The following is a 17,491-nucleotide window of genomic DNA, read 5'->3' on the forward strand; positions in this document are numbered from 1 at the left end:
TTTGAGTGCGCGGCGTAAGGCCGCACGCAATCGGCGCGCCTTGTAGGAGCGGCTTCAACCGCGACGGGCGCCTGTCGCGGCTGAAGCCGCTCCTACGACGTTGCAGCGCCGGGGACACCGCTCTTGCGAATCCCCAATCCCTAATCCCCAATCCCGGCCCCAATCAAACGGCCTCGCCAAACGCCTTGGCCAACCCGCGATACGCCTTGCGCTGCGCCTCGGTTTCCGGCGCCGGCGCCAGCACTTCCAGTTCGACGATCTGGTCGCCCGGCGGGGTGCCCGGCAGGCCGCGGCCGCGCAGGCGCAGCTTGCGGCCGGCATCGGACTCGGGCGGGATCTTCAGTTCCACCGCCCCGCCCAGGGTCGGCACGCTGATGCTGGTGCCCAGCGCCGCCTGCCATGGGGTCACCTGCAGGGTGTAGAGGATGTTGCGGCCGTCCACCTCGAACTGCGGATGCGCGGCGTACTCGATCTCCAGCAGCAGGTTGCTGCCGCCGTTGCCCTGCCCGCTCAGCCGGATCACCTGGCCGGGACGCACGCCCTTGGGCACGCGCACGTCCAGTTGCTTGCCGTTGATGGTGATGCGCACGCTGTCGCCGGCATACACCGCTTCCAGCGGCACCGCCAGCTTGGCGCGGGTGTCGCCGCGCGGCGCGCCCGGCCCCGGACCGGGGCCGGCGCCGCCCTGGCGGGCGCGCTGCTGGCGGGCGAACAGGCTCTCGAAGAAATCGCTGAAGCCGCCGCCGGCGCCGCCGTTGCCGAACACTTCCTCGAAATCGAAGCCCTGCGCGCCGCCGTAGTTGGGCGGCGCGTGGAACTCCTCGCCCGGGCGGTAGCCCTGCGCGCGCAACTGGTCGTAGGCGGCGCGCTTGGGCGGGTCGCGCAAGGCCTCGTAGGCTTCATTGATCGCCTTGAACTTCTCTTCGGCCCCAGGCTCCTTGCTGACGTCGGGATGGTACTTGCGCGCCAGCCGCCGGTACGCGGTCTTGATCTCGGCATCGCCGGCGCTGGGTTCCACGCCCAGGGTCGCGTAGTAATCCTTGAATTCCATCCATCACCTCAAAAAGAGTCGGCCCGCCGCCTTGCGGCAACGGGCCGGTTGCATGCATCGCGCCATCGCCCGGCCATTCTACGGCCGGCGGCGAGGGCGCGGCGTCGCGATGGCGACGCCGCTGCGAGCGGGCGCTTACTGCACGATCGTGGCCCCGGTATCGACCTGGATGCGACGCGGCGTGCTCGCCGGACGCTTGGGGATGCGCACTTCCAGCACCCCATGGTAGCCGGTGGCGGAAATGCCATCCGGATCGGCGCTGTCGGGCAGCGCGAAGCGGCGGTGGAAGCTGCCGTAGCGACGCTCGATGCGCGAAAAGCGCTCGGTGTCGGCGGCCGATTCGCTCTTGCGCTCGCCCTTGATCGAGAGGATGCCCTTGTCCATCGACACCTCGATCTCCGACGGGTCGATGCCCGGCAGGTCGGCGTACAGCACGAAGCGCTCCGGCTCCTCCTTGATGTCCACGCGCGGCACCCACTGCGCGGTGACGACGGCCGATTCGTCGGTGCCGCCATTGGGGTCGAAGAAGCGGTCGAACACCTGCTTGATCTCGTTCTGGAATGCGGCCTGGGCCGGCCACTGGCGATAACGGACGATGCTCATCGTGGTCTCCTGAAACGTGAATGAGGTACACCCCGAAGGGGACGGTTCGCGGCGGCGGGACCGGCCCGCCGTCCATGCCCGTCAGATAGGCCTGCCGCGGCGCTTTTCAAGGCGTTGACGCCACCTTCCCATTTCCGTTTCTAGACTCGGTTCATCCAAGGAGCCCGACATGCCCATCCAGACCGGCGAACGCATTCCCGAAGTGGTGCTGCAGCGCATCCGCGACGGCGTCGAAGCCGTGGACACGCGCACCCTGTTCGATGGCCGCCGCGTGTTGCTGTTCGCGGTACCCGGCGCTTTCACCCCCACCTGTTCGGAGAAGCACCTGCCCGGCTACGTGGAGCACTTCGAGGAGTTCCGCAAGCGCGGCATCGAGGTGTACTGCATGGCGGTCAACGACCCGTTCGTGATGCAGGCCTGGGGCAAGAGCCAGCTGGTGCCGGACGGCCTGCAGATGCTGTCCGACGGCAACGGCGACTTCGCCAAGGCGCTGGGCCTGGAACTGGACGCCAGCAGCTACGGCATGGGCGTGCGGGCGCGTCGCTTCGCGCTGTACGCCGACGACGGCGTGGTGCGTGCGCTGTTCGTCGAGGCGCCCGGCGAGTTCAAGGTCTCCGCCGCCGACTACGTGCTGCAGCATCTTCCCGACTGATCCCCTCCCCCTTACCCACCACAGGAAACGGCCAGCCATGTCCAACAACAAGCCAGCCTCCCCGAAGAGCGATGCCAAGCCGCTGCAGCACACCGCCGGCCTGACCGATACCGCCACGCTGCGCGCCAATGCCCGCCAGAGCATCGAGGACGGCGCGATCACCAAGACCTACAGCGCCGACCGCGAGGCGGTGATCAAGATGCTCAACGACGCGCTCGCCACCGAGTACGTGTGCGTGCTGCGCTACTACCGCCACTACTTCATGGCCGCCGGCATGCTCGCCGATGCGGTGAAGGCCGAGTTCCTGGAACACGCGCAGCAGGAGCAGGCGCATGCGCACAAGCTGGCCGAGCGCATCGTGCAGTTGGGCGGCGAGCCGGACCTCAATCCGGACACGCTGACCGCGCGCTCGCACGCGGAGTACAAGGAAGGCGAGGATCTGCGCGACATGGTCAAGGAGAATCTGATCGCCGAGCGCATCGCCATCGACAGCTACCGCGAGATGATCAATTTCGTCGGCGACAAGGACACCACCACCAAGCGCATCCTGGAAGACATCCTGGCCCAGGAAGAAGAGCATGCCGACGAGTTCTCGGACATGCTGGAGGGCTGGATCGGCAAGTAAGCCGGTTCCGCATTCAAGCGCTTTCGTAGGAGCGGCTTCAGCCGCGACAGGCCGTCTCGATGGCGCCTGTCGTGGCTGAAGCTGCTACTACTGTTTTTCTTTTCGCGCGATACGCGGATCTCAAGCGAAAGCGAAGGCTTTCGCCCTGACGGGCGAGTCACTTTTCTTTGCTTGTGCAAAGAAAAGTAACCAAAAGAAAGCACACCCTGCCTCGCGCCCTCCGCGCTGACGCGCTCCGGGTCCGCGTCCATCGCGGGGATCCGCGGAAGGGGCATCCTGCCCCTGCCGCGGACGGCGCACATCCATGTGCGCCGCCCTTCGGGTGTTTTCCCCGCGATGGCCGCCGCTTCGGAAGGGAACCCGGCAAGTCAAAAGCAACAGCAACAGCAAGAGCGACAGCGACAGCCAAAGCCAAAACCAAGCGACAGCCGCCCACAGGGACCGCAGTTATCGGTGTCCGGGAGCGATTGTGGGAGGGACTTCAGTCCCGACTGCTTCCGAGGTCGGATCGTCCGCCTAACCTTATCGTCGTCGTTACGTGACAGTTGGCTTGCGCGCCACCGCTGCTCAGCGCAGCACCCGGAACCGTACCTGGGTCCAGGCGCCGTTGCTGGCCAGGGCGGTCAGGGTGTGGTCGCCGGCGTCGGCGAAGTCGCGCTGGAAGGTGCGTGCGCCCTCGGTGCGGGCGATCCAGCGGCCGTCCAGCAGCCAGTCCACCGGGGTGCTCGTGCCCAGCGCGCGCACCTGCAGACGCACCGTGGTGCTGCCCGGCGCGCGCGCCAGGGTGGCGCGGTCGTTGAGGCCTTCGATGCGCAGCACGTCGCTGCGCCCGCGGCCGTCGTCGCGGCAGTCCGGTGACAGCGCCGGCAGCTGCCCGGCCTGGCGCTCGCTGGCGTGCAGCCACGGGGTCAGCAGCGCGGGCCAGCGTGCCAGGTCGCGGGTGACCGCCTCATGCGGCTGTGCGCAGTCCGGCGACAGCCGCAGGCCGCTGTGCGCGTCCACCTGCACGGTCTCGCGGCCGGCGCTCCACAGCCGCGCGTCGCGCTCGGCAAAGGTCGGTGGCACCGCGCCGTCCAGCGCATAGGCGGAGAAGCGGCGTTGGCACAAGGCCGGCGGGGTCTGCTCGGCGGCGATGCCCAGCGGCCAGCACACGTCCACCTGCTGCACCGTCGCCGGCATCGGCCGCGGTGCGTTGTCGCCGCGCAGGCGCGGCAGGCTGTCGATGGTCTCGAACATCAGCGGCAGCGCGGTCACCGCGCCGTACTGGCCGGGCAGCGGCGTGCCGTCGGGGCGGCCGACCCAGACGCCGACGGTGTAGCGGCGGGTGCTGCCGATCGCCCAGGCGTCGCGGTAGCCGTAGCTGGTGCCGGTCTTCCAGGCCACGCGCGGGCGCGCGCCGACGTCGAAGGTGCCGATGCCGTAGCCCGGACGCGGATTGGCCTCGAGCATCTCGCGCACGATCCAGGCTGCGCCGGGCGACATCAGCCGCCGCTCGATGCGCTGGTCGGTCGCGCTGTAGCGCACGTGGCCGGCGATGCCGTCGCGATTGAGCGCGGCGAAGGCGCCGACCAGTTCCTCCAGCTTGGCACCGGTGCCGCCGAGGATCAGCGCCAGGTTGGGCGTGCTGCCGCGCGGGAACCGCAGGCCGATGCCGGCGTTGCTCAGACGCGCGGCAAAGCGCGCCGGGCCGACCCGATCGAGCAGGTCCACCGCCGGCACGTTGAGCGACAGGCGCAGCGCGCTGGCCGCTCCGATCGGGCCGTTGAAGGCTTCGTCGAAATTGCCCGGGCGGTAGTCGCCGAAGCTCTGCGGCGCGTCGACCAGCAGGCTTTCGGAATGGATCAGGCCATCGTCAAGGGCCATGCCGTACAGGAACGGCTTGAGCGTGGAGCCGGGCGAGCGCCAGGCCTGCACCATGTCCACGTCGCCGAGGCGGCGGCGGTCGCCAAACTGCACCGAGCCGATGTAGGCGCGCGCCTGCAGGTCGCGATTGTCCACCACCAGCAAGGCCGCGGAGGTGCGCTCGGGCAGTTGCGAGAAGTAGGCGCTGACCCGGTCCTCCAGGGTGCGCTGCAGGTCGGCGTCGAGGGTGGAGACGATGTGCGCGGCATGCGGATGTTGCTGGCGCAGGCGCTCGGCCAGCAGCGCGGCGTGCAGCGGCGTCTGCAGCGAGCGCGCTACCACCGGTTCGATGCGCGCATCGTCGACCTGCGCGCGCGGCCACACGCGCAGGGCGACCATGCGTTCGAGCACCTTGTCGCGCGCCGCGCGCGCCGCCTCCGGATGCCGGTCCGGGCGCAACCGGCTCGGCGCCTGCGGCAGTACCGCCAGCAACGCCGCCTCGGCCTGCGACAGACGCGCGGCCGGCTTGCCCAGGTAGGCCCAGCTCGCCGCCTCCACGCCTTCGATGGTGCCGCCGTAGGGCGCGCGCTCCAGGTACAGCTGCAGGATCTGCCGCTTGCTCAGGTGCACTTCCAACTGCAGCGCGCGCAGGGCCTGCTGGGCCTTGCCCCACGGCGTACGCGTACTGACCTCGGGCGGCATCAGGATGCGCGCCACCTGCATGGTCAGGGTTGAACCACCGGAGACGATGTGGCGCGAAAACAGCCACTGCTTGGCCGCACGCAGCAGCGCCCAGGGATTGACCCCGGGGTGCTGCCAGAACCAGCGGTCCTCGTAGTTCAGCAGCGCCTGCAGGTACAGCGGCGAGACGCTGTCCGGGGTGGCCGGATAACGCCAGACGCCGTTGCTGTCGGCGAAGGCACGCAGCGGGGTGCCGTCGGCGGCCACCACCAGGGTCGAGGTGTCGCGCGACTTCGGCAGCGGCAGCGGAAACGCCAGGTCCAGCAACAACAGACTCGACAGCAGCGCCACCGTGCCCCAGCGCAGCCACGGCAGCAGGCGCATCCAGCGCCGGGGGCGCCGCGCGGCGTGCGGGGCGGCGGTGTCGTCCAGTGGCATGCGGGCTCCCGATGGAAGCGGCCATTTTGCCTGTTGCGGCGACGGCGCGGCGAGCGGGATATCCCCGGCGCGTAAAGCGTCATTGGCGATACGCGGGGCCCACGTCGGGACACCGCCAACAGTTCGCGGTTGCCGCGACACGATTGGACGCGCTGGTGTTTTGTAGGAGCGGCTTCAGCCGCGACGGGGGTTATCGGGAACGCCCGTCGCGGCTGAAGCCGCTCCTACGACTGCATGGAACTTCCCGAAGACGCGCAATGCCACGATGTGGCGCAAGGGTGGATCCCGCCGGAGCTCCCCACCCCACCCTATGCCAGCGGCAGGCGCAGCGTCGCCACGCTGCCGGGCGCATCGGTGCGCGCCTCCAGACGCAGGCTGCCGCCCTGCGCTTCCAGGATCTGCCGCGACAGCACCAGGCCGATGCCCGAACCGCCGGGCTTGGTGGTGAAGAACGGCACGAACAGGTTGTCGCTGGGCGGCAGGCCGGCACCGCCGTCGCGCACTTCGATCCGCACATTGGTGCCGTCGCCGCAGGCGCGCAGCATCACCGGCGCGCTGCCGCCGGCTTCCAGGGCGTTGCGCAGCAGATTGATCAGCACCTGCTCGAGCTGATCGGCGTCGGCGCACGCATGCAGCGCCGGTGCGATCTCCACCTGGATCCGGTCATCGTCCAGCAGCCGCTGCACACGTACGCACAGCGGCGCCAGCGCCACTGGCGCCGGGACCGGCGCGGGCAGCCTGGCCAGCCGCGCGTAGCCGCCCAGGAAGCGCTGCAGCGCCGCGCTGCGCTGTTCGATCACGCCCAGTCCGTTGTGCAGGTCGGCCTGCAGTTCGGCGTCGAGTGCCTGCGGCGCGGCCGCCAGCAGCCGCGAGAGCGTGTCGGCGATCGAGGCGATCGGCGTCAGCGAGTTGTTGATCTCGTGGCTGAGCACGCGCAGCAGGCGGCGGAAGGCCTGTGCCTCCTCCTCGCGCAGCGCGCGCTCCATCGGCTGCACCAGCAGCAACCGCCCGGCCTGGCTGCGGCTGCGCAAGGCGGCGTGACCGATCTGCCAGCGCCCCTGCTGCCCGGCGAATGCATGCGCCTGGATGCTGCCCGACGGCACGTCGAACAGGCCGGCAAGTCCCAACGCCTGCGCGGATTGCCCGATCGCCTGCGGCGCGGCGACGCCGAGCAGGCGCTCGCCGGCCGGATTGACCAGGCGCAGGCGCTGGTCCTGCTCGAACGCGAACACCGCCCCGTCCAGCGCCGCCAGGGTCTTGCTCAGCAGTTGCAGGCTTTCGTGCGAATCGCGCTGTTCGTCCTGCAGGCGTTGCGCCAGGGCGTTGAAGCGCCCCAGCAGGCCGTCGGCATCGCGCGCGTCCTGCGCCGCACGCACGCTGTAGTCGCCTTCGCGCAGCGCGTCCAGCAGGCCGCCGAGGGTGCGCAGACGCTGCCCGGCGTCGCGCTGCTGCCAGCGCCACAGCGCCGCGGTCAGCAGCAGCACGCACAGCAGCAACAGCAGCGCCTCGGGCCACCGCGGCGCGCCGGCGGCGAGCACAAGCACCAAGGCCAGCGAAGCCGGCGCCACCAGCCACAGCGGCCGGAAGCGCTGTCGCTCAGCCGGCGTCATCGCTGCGCAGCCCGTGCTTGCCCAGGCGCCGGCACAGGCTCTGCCGGGTGATGCCGAGCTGGTCGGCGGTGCGCTGCAGATTGCCCTGGTGCTGCGCCAGCGCCTGTTTCAGCAGCAGCGCCTCAGCTTCTTCCAGGGTGAGTTGCGTCGACAGTGCCGGCGCAGCGTTCGTCGCCGGCTGCAGGCGCAGGTCGTCGCTGTCCAGGACGCTGCCGTCGGCCAGCAGCGCTGCACGCTCCATCGCATGCGCCAGCTCGCGCACGTTGCCGGGCCAGGCATAACCGAGCAGCGCGCGCTCGGCGTCGCGTGCCAGCGTCGGCAGCGGCCGCCGGTAGCGGGTGCAGGCGGCGGCGAGGTAATGCCGCGCCAGCGGCAGGATGTCGGCGCCGCGCTCGCGCAGCGGCGGCACGCGCACCTGGAAGGTGTTGAGCCGGTACAGCAGATCCTGGCGGAAGCGGCCGGCCGCCACGTCCGCCTCCAGATCGGCATTGGTCGCCGCGACGATGCGCACGTCCACCCGCTGCGTGCGCGAGGAGCCGAGTCGCTCGAACTCGCCGTCCTCGATCGCGCGCAGCAGCTTGGGCTGCTGCTGCAGCGGCAGGTTGCCGATCTCGTCCAGGAACAGGGTGCCGCCGTCGGCCAGTTCGAAACGGCCGGCGCGATCCTGGCGCGCGTCGGTGTAGGCGCCGCGCACGTGACCGAACAGTTCGGCCTCGAACAGGGTCGGCGCCAGGCCGCCGATGTTGACCTTGACGAAGGCCTGCGTGCGGCGCGGCGACCACTGGTGCAGCAACTGCGCCAGCAGGCTCTTGCCGGTGCCGTTCTCGCCCAGCAGCAGCACGTTGGCGCCGCTGCCGGCGATGCGCAGCAGATCCTCGACCAGGCGCTGCATCGGTGCCGATTCGGCGACGAAGCCAGCGGCGCCATCCTGCAGCAACAGCGCCTGCGCTTCGCCGAGCCGTTGCGCGGCGCGGCGGCTGCGGTCCAGTGCGATGCGGCTCTCCAGCACCGCCAGGACGCGCGCGTTCTGCCAGGGCTTCTCGATGAAATCCACCGCGCCCTCGCGCATCGCCGCCACCGCCAACTCGATGCTGGCCCAGGCGGTCATCGCGATCACCGGCAGCCCCGGCCACTGCGCGGCGATCTGCGCAATCAGCGCCAGGCCTTCGGCGCCGGAGGTGGTGTCGCGCGCATAGTTCATGTCCACCAGCACCGCGGCGAACGCGTCGCCGCGCAGGCAGGCCAGCGCCAGTTCCGGAGACTCGGCGCCGACCATGCCGTAGCCGGCGCTCTTGAGCAGCATGCGCAGGGCCTCGCGCACGTCGGCCTGGTCGTCGACGACGAGGATGCGCGGCAAGGGCGGTGTGCGGGTGTCGGTCATGGCGCAGAGTCTAGCGGCCGGGCGCGCGGGACACGCGCCACGCCCACCGTCGTGGCGCACCGGCATCGGGAGGCGACGCGGATCATTCGGCGCGCAAGGCCTGCATCGGCGGCACCCGCGCCGCGCGCCGCGCCGGCGCCAGCGCGGCGAGCAGGCCGGCCGCGGTCAGCACCAGCAGCACTGCGCCGATCGCCAGCGGGTCGGCCACGCGCACCTCGAACAAGTACCGCTGCAGCAGCCGCGATACCGCCATCGCCACCCCCAGGCCCAGCAGCAGGCCCACCCCGATCTGCACGCCGGCCTCGCCCAATACCTGCCGCCGCAGCCGCGCCGGAGGTGCGCCGAGCGCGGCGCGCACGCCGAACTCGTGCTGGCGCGCGGCCACCGCCACCGCCATCACCGCGTACAGGCCGACCACGGCCAGCAGCAGCGCCAGCCCAGCGAACAGCCCGACCAGCAGCAGGTTGAGCTTCTGTTCGCCGGTGGTGCTGGCGACCAGCGCCTGCATCGGCTGCAGGCCGGCGATCGGCTGCTGTGGCGCCACTTCGTCGATCGCGGCACGCAGCGCACGCTCGTCGGCACCCAGCGCGCCGGCACGCAGCTGCACGGCGTAGGTCAATGCGCCGAAGCTGCGGATGATCTGCCACATCGGCTCGCCCATCTGCGCCAGCGGCTGGTAGACGGTCGGCTCCGGCGGCTCGGCCGGGCTGGTATGGCGCACGTCGCCGACCACGCCGACCACCCGCATCGTCAAACGCTGGTCGCCGCCGTCGTCGGGCAAGGTGACGAGCTTGCCGAGCGCCTGCCCGTGCAGGTAGCGCGCGGCGAAGCTGGCGCTGACCACGCAGACCCGCTCGGCGCCGGCCACATCGCTGTCGGCGATCCCGCGCCCGGCCAGCAAGGGGATGCGGAACACATCCAGGAACTGCGGCGTGGCCAGCCGGTACTGGCTGTCGACGGAGGACCCATCGTTGACCTCCACGCTCCAGCTCAGTTGCGTGGCCGTTGGCGGATTGGTCGAAACCCCCACGCGTTCGATGCCCGGTACCTGCTGCAGCCGCGCGACGATGCGACGGGTCTGCTCCACCGCAGCGGCCGCGGTGACATAGCGCTCCTTCACCGGCGCCAGGGTGAACACCACCGCCGAGCGGCTCTCGAAGCCCATCGGCATCTCCGCCAACTTCTGCAAGGTGCGGGTGAACAACGCCGCGCCGATCAGCAGCACCACGGCGATCGCCACCTGCGCGATCACCAGGACACGACCGAGGCGGCCGGCCTGCAGGCTCCAGCCGCCGCGACCGCCGCCGACCAGTTCCACCACCAGGTTGCGGCGGCGACCGCGGACGATGCCCAGCGCTGCGGCCAACAGCGCCGTCGCGCCACCGGCGAGCAGCGCGAACAGCACGCTGGCACCGGTCAGGTGCGGCGCCGCGCCGCGCATCCACATCAGCGGCACCCAGTCGCCGAGCAGGCGCAGGCCAAGCCAGGCCAGCGCCAGGCCGGCCAGGCTGCCGAGGGCGCCGATCAGCACGCCTTCGGCCAGCGCCGGCAGGCTCAACCGCAGCCACGAGGCGCCCAGTGCGGCACGCACCGCGCTGTCGTGACTGCGCCCGAGCGCGCGCAACACCATCAGGCTGGTCAGGTTGATCGCGGCGATCGCCAGCACGCAGGCGGCCGCGGCGAAGAACAGCCACAGCGTGTTGCCGCTATTGGCGTCGTACAGGCTGTCCTGCAACGGCAGCGCATTGGGCGGCCGTCGCTGCAAGGACGCCCACCACGACGCGTCCATGTGCGGGCTGTTGCGCAAAAGGGCCTGCAGCGTCGTCGCGGTCTGCGCGGACGCCGCGGCCACGCTGACCCCGGGTCGCAACCGCGCCACCACGATCTCGTTGGTGGACAGGTTGGTCGCAGCCAGGTCCGGCTGCATGTTGCGGATCAGGTCGAACGGTTCGGCCCAGGGGAAGTCCGCCGGCAATACGCCGACGATCTGCACCGGCTTGCCTTCCACCTGCAGGGCACGCCCCACCGCCGCCGGATCGCCGCCGAAATAGCGCTGCCAGAAGCGGTGGCTGAGGATCACCGCCTGCGGCCCGCCAGGCCGGCTTTCCTCGTCGCTGAAGTTGCGCCCCGCCGCCATCGGCAGGCCAAGCGTGCGCAGGACGCCGGCATCGGCACTGATCGAGGCAACCACCTCGCTGGCATCGCCGCGGGCGATGTTGGCCGGCACCGGAAACGCGCGCAGGATGCCGATCGACTGCAGGCTCGACATGCGCCGCAACACCGGGTAGTAGCCGGGTGCCGCGACATTGCGGCCAGGGTCGCTGGACAGGCCGAGGGTGACCAGCCGCTCCGGCTGCGGGAACGGCAGCGGCTTCAGCAAGGCCTGGTCGAGCAGCGCGAACACCGCGGTGGTGGTGGCCACGCCCAGCGCCAGGGTCAGCATCGCCAGTAGCAGATAACCCGGCTTGCGCGCCAGCGTGCGCCAGGATTGCCGCATCTCGGCCCACTGCAGGGCGGCGCTCATCGTGCCTGCCCCGCGGTGCGTGCCGGCAGCGCCACGTCCTGTTCGTGGCGCAACCGCTCGAAGGTGTCCTCGTCGACGATGCGGCCGTCGAGCATGTGCACGATGCGCTGCGCGCGCCGCGCGAACGCGGGATCGTGGGTGACCATGCACAAGGTGGTGCCGTTGTCGTGCAGTTGTTCCAGCAACTGCATCACCGCCTCGCCGTTGCGGCTGTCCAGGTTGCCGGTGGGTTCGTCGGCGAGCAGGATCGACGGGTTGCCGGCCAGTGCGCGCGCCACCGCCACGCGCTGCTGCTGGCCGCCGGACAACTGCCCCGGATAGTGCTTGTGGCGATGCTGCATGCCGACCAACTCCAGCACCTCGCGCACGCGCTGGCGGATCTGGCCGCGCTGGGCGCCCTCGCGGTAGGTCAGCGGCAGCGCCACGTTCTCTTCCACGGTGAGGTCGGCGATCAGGTTGAAGGCCTGGAAGATGAAGCCGATCTCGGCGTTGCGGATGCGCGCACGGCCGACCGTATCCAGCTCGGCAACGCTGCGGCCGTTGAGCCGGTAGGTGCCGCCGCTGGGCGCATCGAGCAGGCCCAGGATCGACAGCAGGGTGGACTTGCCGCAGCCGGAGGGGCCGGTGATGGCGACGAAATCGCCAGGCGCCACGTCCAGTGCGATCTCGGCCAGGGCATGGGTCTCCACTTCTTCGGTGTGGAAGACCTTGCTCAGCCCTTGCAGGTGGATCAGCGGCGCGGCGGAAGGTGCGGGAACTGCGGTCATGCGGGATCTCTCCTGGTGAGGCTAGCGTAAGCGCAAGGTGGTGTCGGCATTCCACTGGCTGGTGTCGGACAGCACGACGCGGTCGCCGGCGCGCAGGCCGGCGCGGACTTCGATGCGGTCGCTGGAGGCGGCGCCGAAGCGCACGCGGATGCGCTGCGCGGTGTCGCCGCCGTCGCGCAGCACGAACAGGCTGCCGGCGGCGTTGGGCACGGCCAGCGCCGGGCGCGGGATGCTGATCACGTCACGCAGCGTGCCGAGCACGATGCGGCCGTCCACCGACAGGTCCGGGCGCACGCCGGGCGGCAACGGCGGCATCAGCCGCACGTCGACCGCCACACTGCCGCTGCGCACCGCCGGATCGATTCGCGTCACCTGCCCGCGAACCACGCCGTTGTGCGTGTCCACCGCCACCGGCAGGCCTTCGATCACGTCCTTGGCCAGGACTTCGGGCACCTGCAGGCGTGCCAGCAGGTCGTCCGGGCGCGCCACCCGCGCCAGCTTGGCGCCGGCCTCGACGCGCTGGCCGGGCTCCACGTCCACCTGCTGCAGGATGCCGTCGCTGCCGGCACGCACCTGCAGCGAGTCGGCCTGTTGCGTGGCGATGGCCAGCGCACTGGCGGCCTGGTCACGCCGTGCCTGTGCCGCGCGCAGTTGCGCGGCCATGTTCTGCCGGAACGCGGCCACGCGCTTGCGCTCGATGTCGGCGTGGCCGCGCTGCTGCGCCTCGACGATCTGGCTCTGCGTCAGGTCGATCACCGAGATCGCGCCGCCGTCGTGGCCGCGTTGGTAGGCCTTGGCCTTGATCTGCGCGATCTGCAACTCGGACTCGGCCTGCGCCTGCAGCGCCTGCTGGTCGAGCAATTGCGAGGCCAGTGCCGCGTGCAGCGCGGCCAGGTCGGCATCGGCAGCGACCAGCGCGGCGCGGGCACGGTCCAGGCCGGCCTCCAGTTCGGGATTGGCCAATTGCAGCAGCGGCGTGTCGGCCTGCACGCGCGCGCCGGCCTCGACCAGTTCCTGTTGCACCGTGGCCGGCGCCCCTGCGGTGATCCAGCGGATCTGCCGCGGCACCAGCACGCCGTTGGCGCGGACCTCGCGGCGCATCTCGCCGCGCGTGGCCGCATCGATCCACACTTCGCTGCGCGCCACCCGCGGTGCGGCGCGGCCGCTGCCGAGCAGCGCCACGCCCAACAGCACCACGCCAATGGCGGCCGCCACCAGCCAGCGGCGGCGCTGGCGCCAGAACGAACGGTTCGGGGATTTCGCGATATCCATGCCTGCTGTGCAGCAGGCTGCGTGCCAAGCACCGAACCACGCTAACGCATTGAATTACCTATGCTGCGCTGGCGACGCGCGCAATCGCCACGTCCGCAAGCGGTCGCCCACCGACCGATTCCGGACAGTGGCGCGGTCACGCGCAGCTCACGGCTTTTCCAGCGAAGCGCGATAGCGCAACAGCGCTTCCGGTTCGTCGGTCTGGAAGGCGCCGATGCCGGCACGGTACAGCCGCCCCCACACCGCCTCCGGATCGCGCACCGCATCGGCATCGCCACCGACGTCGGCGACGAAGCCCTCCCACAGCGTATTGACCAGCAGCCGCACGTGGCGCTGCTTGGCCAGCGCCGCCACCGCCGGCAGTTGCGCCAGGCGCATCCGCGGCAGTTCGATCGCCACCGGCCGCACCTTGCCGTCGGTCTGGGTACGCACGGTCTGCACCAGGTCGTCGGTGCCCGGCGGGTTGAGCAGCACCGGGGTGAAGTTGATCTGGTCGAACGGCGGCATCGATGCCAGATTCTGGCTGGCGACGCCGACTTCGGTCTTGACCACCACCTGGCGCTCCATGCCGGCGCGGCGCACCGCCTCGACCACCTCGGCGTAGATCGGCGCCTTGACGTCGAGGTTGAGCATGATCCGGCCCTTGGCCGCGGCCAGCATCTGCTGCAGGGTCAGCGGATGCTGGTCGGTGAGCGGCGCGTCGGCCCCGCCCTCGTCGTCGCGCAGGCGCAACCGCGACAGTTGCGGCCAGGTCAGTTCGGCGACCTTGCCGGTGCCGTCGGTGGTGCGGTCGACGGTGGCGTCATGGAACATCACCAGGGTACCGTCACCAGCGCGGCGGATGTCGGTTTCCAGCATGTCCACGCCCAGCGCCACGCAGCGCTCCAGGCCCAGCAGCGAGTTCTCCGGCGCATGCCCGGCGAAGCCATGCGCCGGCGCGGGGTTGTGGCAGCCGCGGTGGGCGACGACGAAGATGCCGCCATCGGGATTGGCCAGGCGCGCCTGGATCGGGGCGATGGCGGCGACGGCCGGGGCCGTGGCGGTCAGCAGTGCGGCAATGATCGCACCGCGCGAGAAAAGCAGGTTCATGGAAGGTCTCCGGCAACGGTCACAGCGACGGGGTGAAGCGCAGGCCGAGCCAGTAGGTGGTCGGCATCGAATAACTGTCTTTCAGCAGGTTCTCGCCGGGGCCAGTGAAGCTGGTGAGGCGGCTGTGGGTGACATTGCTGATCTGGCCGACCACGCTGAGCTGCTTGCTCACCGCCCAGGTCGCCGACAGGTCCAACTGCGAGCGCGGCGCCCAGTACAGATCCTGCCAGGCGATGTTGCTGACGATGGCGCGCAGCGCCTTGCCCTGGCGGTTGTAGGCCGCGCGCAGCTCCACCCCGCCGACGGTGTAGAACAGCGAGGCATTGGCGGTGTAGCCCGGCTGCCCGACCAGGCGATCGACGGTGCGCTGGCTCTGCACCAGGTTGGGCGCGCTGCCGCTGGTGAACGGCACGTCCATGCCGCCATCGAGCAGCGCCAGGTTGGCGCTGGCGCCCAGGCCGGACAGCGCCGGCACGCCCGGGAACAAGGTGTTGAACACCGCGGTCAATTCCAGGCCGCGCACGTGCGCCTTGGCGGCGTTGGCCGGGGTGCTGATCAGCACGTTGGAATAAGTGGTGCCGTTGAAGCTGAACTGGTCGGTGCGCGAGAGGGTGAAGATCTCGTCCTGGATGCGCTTGTCGAACAGTGCCGCGGCGAGCATGCCGTCGAAATCGTCGGGCAGGCGCCATTCCAGCGACAGGTCCAGGTTGGTGGACACGCGCGGCTTGATGTCGGGGTTGCCGATGGTGACGGTCACGCCCTGCGCGTTGGGATTGCCCATGTCGCTGCTGTTGACGAAGCTGATCGAGGTGCGCGCGGCATAGGCGTCGTAGGGCGGGCGGCCGAGCGTGCGGCTGGCGCCGGCGCGCAGGTCCAGGCGGTCGTTGACGTGGTAGGTCATCACCGCCGACGGCAGCACCTTCGCATAGCGCGAATCGGTCGGCGCATCGACGTAGACGTAGCTGCCGGTGGCCGCGTCCAGTTGCCGCTGGCGGCCGACCGTGGACTGGTCGGTATGGTCGTAGTGCAGGCCGGCTTCCACATCGAAATCGTCGGCGCGATAGCCGACCAGGCCGTAGGCACCGAAGATTTCTTCGCGATGGCTGAAGTTGTCCTGGTTGCTGAAGGCGCTCTGGTCGGTGCGGTTGAACGCGCTCAGCGGGGTGGCGCTGAGGATCTGGTTGGCCTTGTCCGGATCGATCGCGATCAGGTTCAGGCCCAGGTAGCGCATCGGCGCGTTCGACGGCGCCAGCACGTCGGCGATCTTCAGCAGCGGCGCGCTGCGGTTGGGCTGGTATTCGACGCGGTAGATGTCGAAGCCGGGTTCGTCGCGGGTGTAGCTGAGGCCGCTGCCGAAGCCGACGCCGCGGTCCATCTCGCCGCGGTTGAAGGCGTAGTCCAGGCGCCCGGTGAGCACCTTGTCGCGCGCATTGCGCTGGTAGTCCGGGCGCCAGTACAGCAGGCTGTAGTTGTCGTAGTTGTAGTACGACTGCGCCGACATCGGGAAGCGCTGGTTGAGCGCGGAGGTGTCGTAGTTGAAGCCATAGGCCGCCGTCGGCACCACGGTGACGCCGGCGCCGGTCTGCCCGGTGGGCACCGCGGCCGGGCGCTGCGCGCCGGTGACGTACTTGATCATCTTGATCGGTTCGGCATAGGTGGCATCGGACCAGGACGCGCGCGCCGACAGCACCTGGCGGTCATCCGGGCGCCACTCGAAACCTGTCTGGCCGAGCTTGGTGCGGGTGGTGGTGATCTGATTGGAGTAGCCCACTTCCACGTCGCCGACCGGATACGTGCCGCTGGTGGCGGTCTGGTTGTAGACGCGGTTGCGGTTGCGCGGATCGAGGATGATCTCGTTGCGCTCCATGTTGTCGCGGAAGTAGTAGTAGCCGGCCACGGCGTAGGCCTGGAGGGATTCGCTCAACCGCGCCTCGAACTTGCCGGTGAGGCCGTAGCGGTCGCGCTTGTCCATCACGTACCAGTACTTGTCCTGCTGCGGCACGGCCCAGCCGTTGCCCAGGTTGGTGCCGCTCTGCAGTACGCCGCTGTTGTCGTAGAACCCGTAGTGCACCGTGTCGGTGGTCATGTGGGTTTCGGTGTAGCTGCTCAGCGTCTGGTAGTTGCCGGACAGGGTCAGGCCGTACTGCCCCTCGCTGCCGAAGGTGCGGCTGCCGGTGGCGAGCAGGCGGTAGCCCGGGTCGTCCTGGTCGCGCGGCTTGCCGACGTCGTTGGCATGGCCCAGGGAAGCCTCGGCGGTGAAGAACGGCTTGCCGCCGTTCTCGAACGCGCTGCGGGTCTTGAGGTTGATCGCACCGCCGGTGGCGTTCGGGTCCAGGTCCGGGGTGAAGGTCTTGATGACCTGCAGTTCGCTGACCATCGAGGCCGGCAGGATGTCCAGGCGCACGCCGCGGGTGATCGAGCCGAGCGTGCCGTTGGGCGTGCCCGGCGAGGCCACGGTCAGGCCGTCGATGGTGACGTTGTTGTAGGACGGACCGAGGCCGCGCAGCACCGGGGTGGCGGCTTCGTCGCGCGGATGTTCGTTGTCGGTGGCCGGCAGCACCGACAGGCCGGGGATGCGGCGCAGCGCCTCGACGATGGTGGTGTCGGGCAGCGCGCGCACGTCGGTGGAGCTGACCACGTCGGTGATGTTGGTGGCCGCGCGCTTGCTCTCGATCGCGGCGGCATTGGCCTTGCGCACGCCGGTGACCATCACGCTGGACAGCGTGGTGGTGCCGTCGTCGCTGGCGGCGGCGTTCGGCGCGGTATCGGACGTGGAGGTTGGCGCGGTGTCGCCGACGGCCGGCGCGGCGACAGTGCTGGCGTCGGCGGCGAGCGTCGCCGTGGTGGATGCGGCGTCCTGCGCCAGCGCGGCCTGGCAGCTGGCGGCGAGCGCGCAGACGATCAGCGCGCGGCGCCGATGGGTGAGTGGTTGCATGGCGATGTCCCCTGGTTGACC

12 protein-coding genes are annotated in these 17,491 nt (G+C 70.3%); 2 read left to right on the forward strand and 10 right to left on the reverse strand.

Translation table 11 applies throughout. The features are described 5' to 3' along the window. Positions 1 to 163 precede the first annotated feature (163 nt). Positions 164 to 1,051: a DnaJ C-terminal domain-containing protein gene (locus RAB71_RS16725; protein ID WP_048490191.1), complete on the reverse strand. Its 888-nt coding sequence runs from the start codon at positions 1,049 to 1,051 to the stop codon at positions 164 to 166. A gap of 135 nt (positions 1,052 to 1,186) precedes the next feature. Continuing rightward, positions 1,187 to 1,654, reverse strand: coding sequence for an Hsp20/alpha crystallin family protein (locus RAB71_RS16730; protein WP_010341349.1), 468 nt, complete (start codon positions 1,652 to 1,654; stop codon positions 1,187 to 1,189). Positions 1,655 to 1,823: 169 nt separating this feature from the next. Between RAB71_RS16730 and RAB71_RS16735 the strand changes: the two genes are divergently transcribed. After that, positions 1,824 to 2,306, forward strand: coding sequence for a peroxiredoxin (locus RAB71_RS16735; protein ID WP_010341348.1), 483 nt, complete (start codon positions 1,824 to 1,826; stop codon positions 2,304 to 2,306). 37 nt (positions 2,307 to 2,343) lie between these two features. Further along, positions 2,344 to 2,931, forward strand: a complete 588-nt coding sequence (locus tag RAB71_RS16740) for a bacterioferritin (protein WP_010341347.1) — start codon at positions 2,344 to 2,346, stop codon at positions 2,929 to 2,931. 567 nt (positions 2,932 to 3,498) lie between these two features. On the opposite strand, the gene pbpC is transcribed toward RAB71_RS16740, so the two are convergent. The 8 genes from pbpC to RAB71_RS16780 form a co-directional block, all read right to left on the reverse strand. Continuing rightward, positions 3,499 to 5,892: a penicillin-binding protein 1C gene (gene pbpC, locus RAB71_RS16745; protein ID WP_010342429.1), complete on the reverse strand. Its 2,394-nt coding sequence runs from the start codon at positions 5,890 to 5,892 to the stop codon at positions 3,499 to 3,501. A 308-nt stretch (positions 5,893 to 6,200) separates the two neighbouring features. Further along, the gene (locus tag RAB71_RS16750; protein ID WP_199774655.1) at positions 6,201 to 6,689 is read right to left on the reverse strand and encodes a PAS domain-containing sensor histidine kinase; all 489 of its coding nucleotides are present in this window, start codon (positions 6,687 to 6,689) and stop codon (positions 6,201 to 6,203) included. Positions 6,690 to 7,488: 799 nt separating this feature from the next. Further along, a complete protein-coding gene (locus RAB71_RS16755) occupies positions 7,489 to 8,883 on the reverse strand; it encodes a sigma-54 dependent transcriptional regulator (RefSeq protein ID WP_010342431.1) in 1,395 nt (464 codons plus the stop codon). 82 nt (positions 8,884 to 8,965) lie between these two features. Next, positions 8,966 to 11,407, reverse strand: coding sequence for an ADOP family duplicated permease (locus tag RAB71_RS16760; RefSeq protein WP_104609538.1), 2,442 nt, complete (start codon positions 11,405 to 11,407; stop codon positions 8,966 to 8,968). Then, a complete protein-coding gene (locus RAB71_RS16765; protein ID WP_010342434.1) occupies positions 11,404 to 12,174 on the reverse strand; it encodes an ABC transporter ATP-binding protein in 771 nt (256 codons plus the stop codon). Before RAB71_RS16765 ends, RAB71_RS16760 begins: the two co-directional genes overlap by 4 nt. A gap of 21 nt (positions 12,175 to 12,195) precedes the next feature. Further along, entirely contained in the window at positions 12,196 to 13,446 is a 1,251-nt protein-coding gene (locus RAB71_RS16770) for an efflux RND transporter periplasmic adaptor subunit (protein ID WP_041499976.1), read from the reverse strand. Positions 13,447 to 13,593: 147 nt separating this feature from the next. Further along, a complete protein-coding gene (locus tag RAB71_RS16775) occupies positions 13,594 to 14,535 on the reverse strand; it encodes a glycerophosphodiester phosphodiesterase family protein (RefSeq protein WP_010342436.1) in 942 nt (313 codons plus the stop codon). A gap of 19 nt (positions 14,536 to 14,554) precedes the next feature. Next, on the reverse strand, positions 14,555 to 17,470 hold the full coding sequence (locus tag RAB71_RS16780; protein ID WP_010342437.1) for a TonB-dependent receptor: 2,916 nt from the start codon (positions 17,468 to 17,470) through the stop codon (positions 14,555 to 14,557). Positions 17,471 to 17,491: the final 21 nt, after the last annotated feature.

Source organism: Xanthomonas sacchari (genome assembly GCF_040529065.1).
Lineage (GTDB): Bacteria > Pseudomonadota > Gammaproteobacteria > Xanthomonadales > Xanthomonadaceae > Xanthomonas_A > Xanthomonas_A sacchari.

What these genes read in the sequence shown, in the direction of transcription:
- RAB71_RS16725 (WP_048490191.1), bottom strand. Translation starts at nt 1,051, where the DNA reads ATGGAATTCAAGGATTACTACGCGACCCTGGGCGTGGAACCCAGCGCC.
- RAB71_RS16730 (WP_010341349.1), bottom strand. Translation starts at nt 1,654, where the DNA reads ATGAGCATCGTCCGTTATCGCCAGTGGCCGGCCCAGGCCGCATTCCAG.
- RAB71_RS16735 (WP_010341348.1), top strand. Translation starts at nt 1,824, where the DNA reads ATGCCCATCCAGACCGGCGAACGCATTCCCGAAGTGGTGCTGCAGCGC.
- RAB71_RS16740 (WP_010341347.1), top strand. Translation starts at nt 2,344, where the DNA reads ATGTCCAACAACAAGCCAGCCTCCCCGAAGAGCGATGCCAAGCCGCTG.
- pbpC (WP_010342429.1), bottom strand. Translation starts at nt 5,892, where the DNA reads ATGCCACTGGACGACACCGCCGCCCCGCACGCCGCGCGGCGCCCCCGG.
- RAB71_RS16755 (WP_010342431.1), bottom strand. Translation starts at nt 8,883, where the DNA reads ATGACCGACACCCGCACACCGCCCTTGCCGCGCATCCTCGTCGTCGAC.
- RAB71_RS16760 (WP_104609538.1), bottom strand. Translation starts at nt 11,407, where the DNA reads ATGAGCGCCGCCCTGCAGTGGGCCGAGATGCGGCAATCCTGGCGCACG.
- RAB71_RS16765 (WP_010342434.1), bottom strand. Translation starts at nt 12,174, where the DNA reads ATGACCGCAGTTCCCGCACCTTCCGCCGCGCCGCTGATCCACCTGCAA.
- RAB71_RS16770 (WP_041499976.1), bottom strand. Translation starts at nt 13,446, where the DNA reads ATGGATATCGCGAAATCCCCGAACCGTTCGTTCTGGCGCCAGCGCCGC.
- RAB71_RS16775 (WP_010342436.1), bottom strand. Translation starts at nt 14,535, where the DNA reads ATGAACCTGCTTTTCTCGCGCGGTGCGATCATTGCCGCACTGCTGACC.
- RAB71_RS16780 (WP_010342437.1), bottom strand. Translation starts at nt 17,470, where the DNA reads ATGCAACCACTCACCCATCGGCGCCGCGCGCTGATCGTCTGCGCGCTC.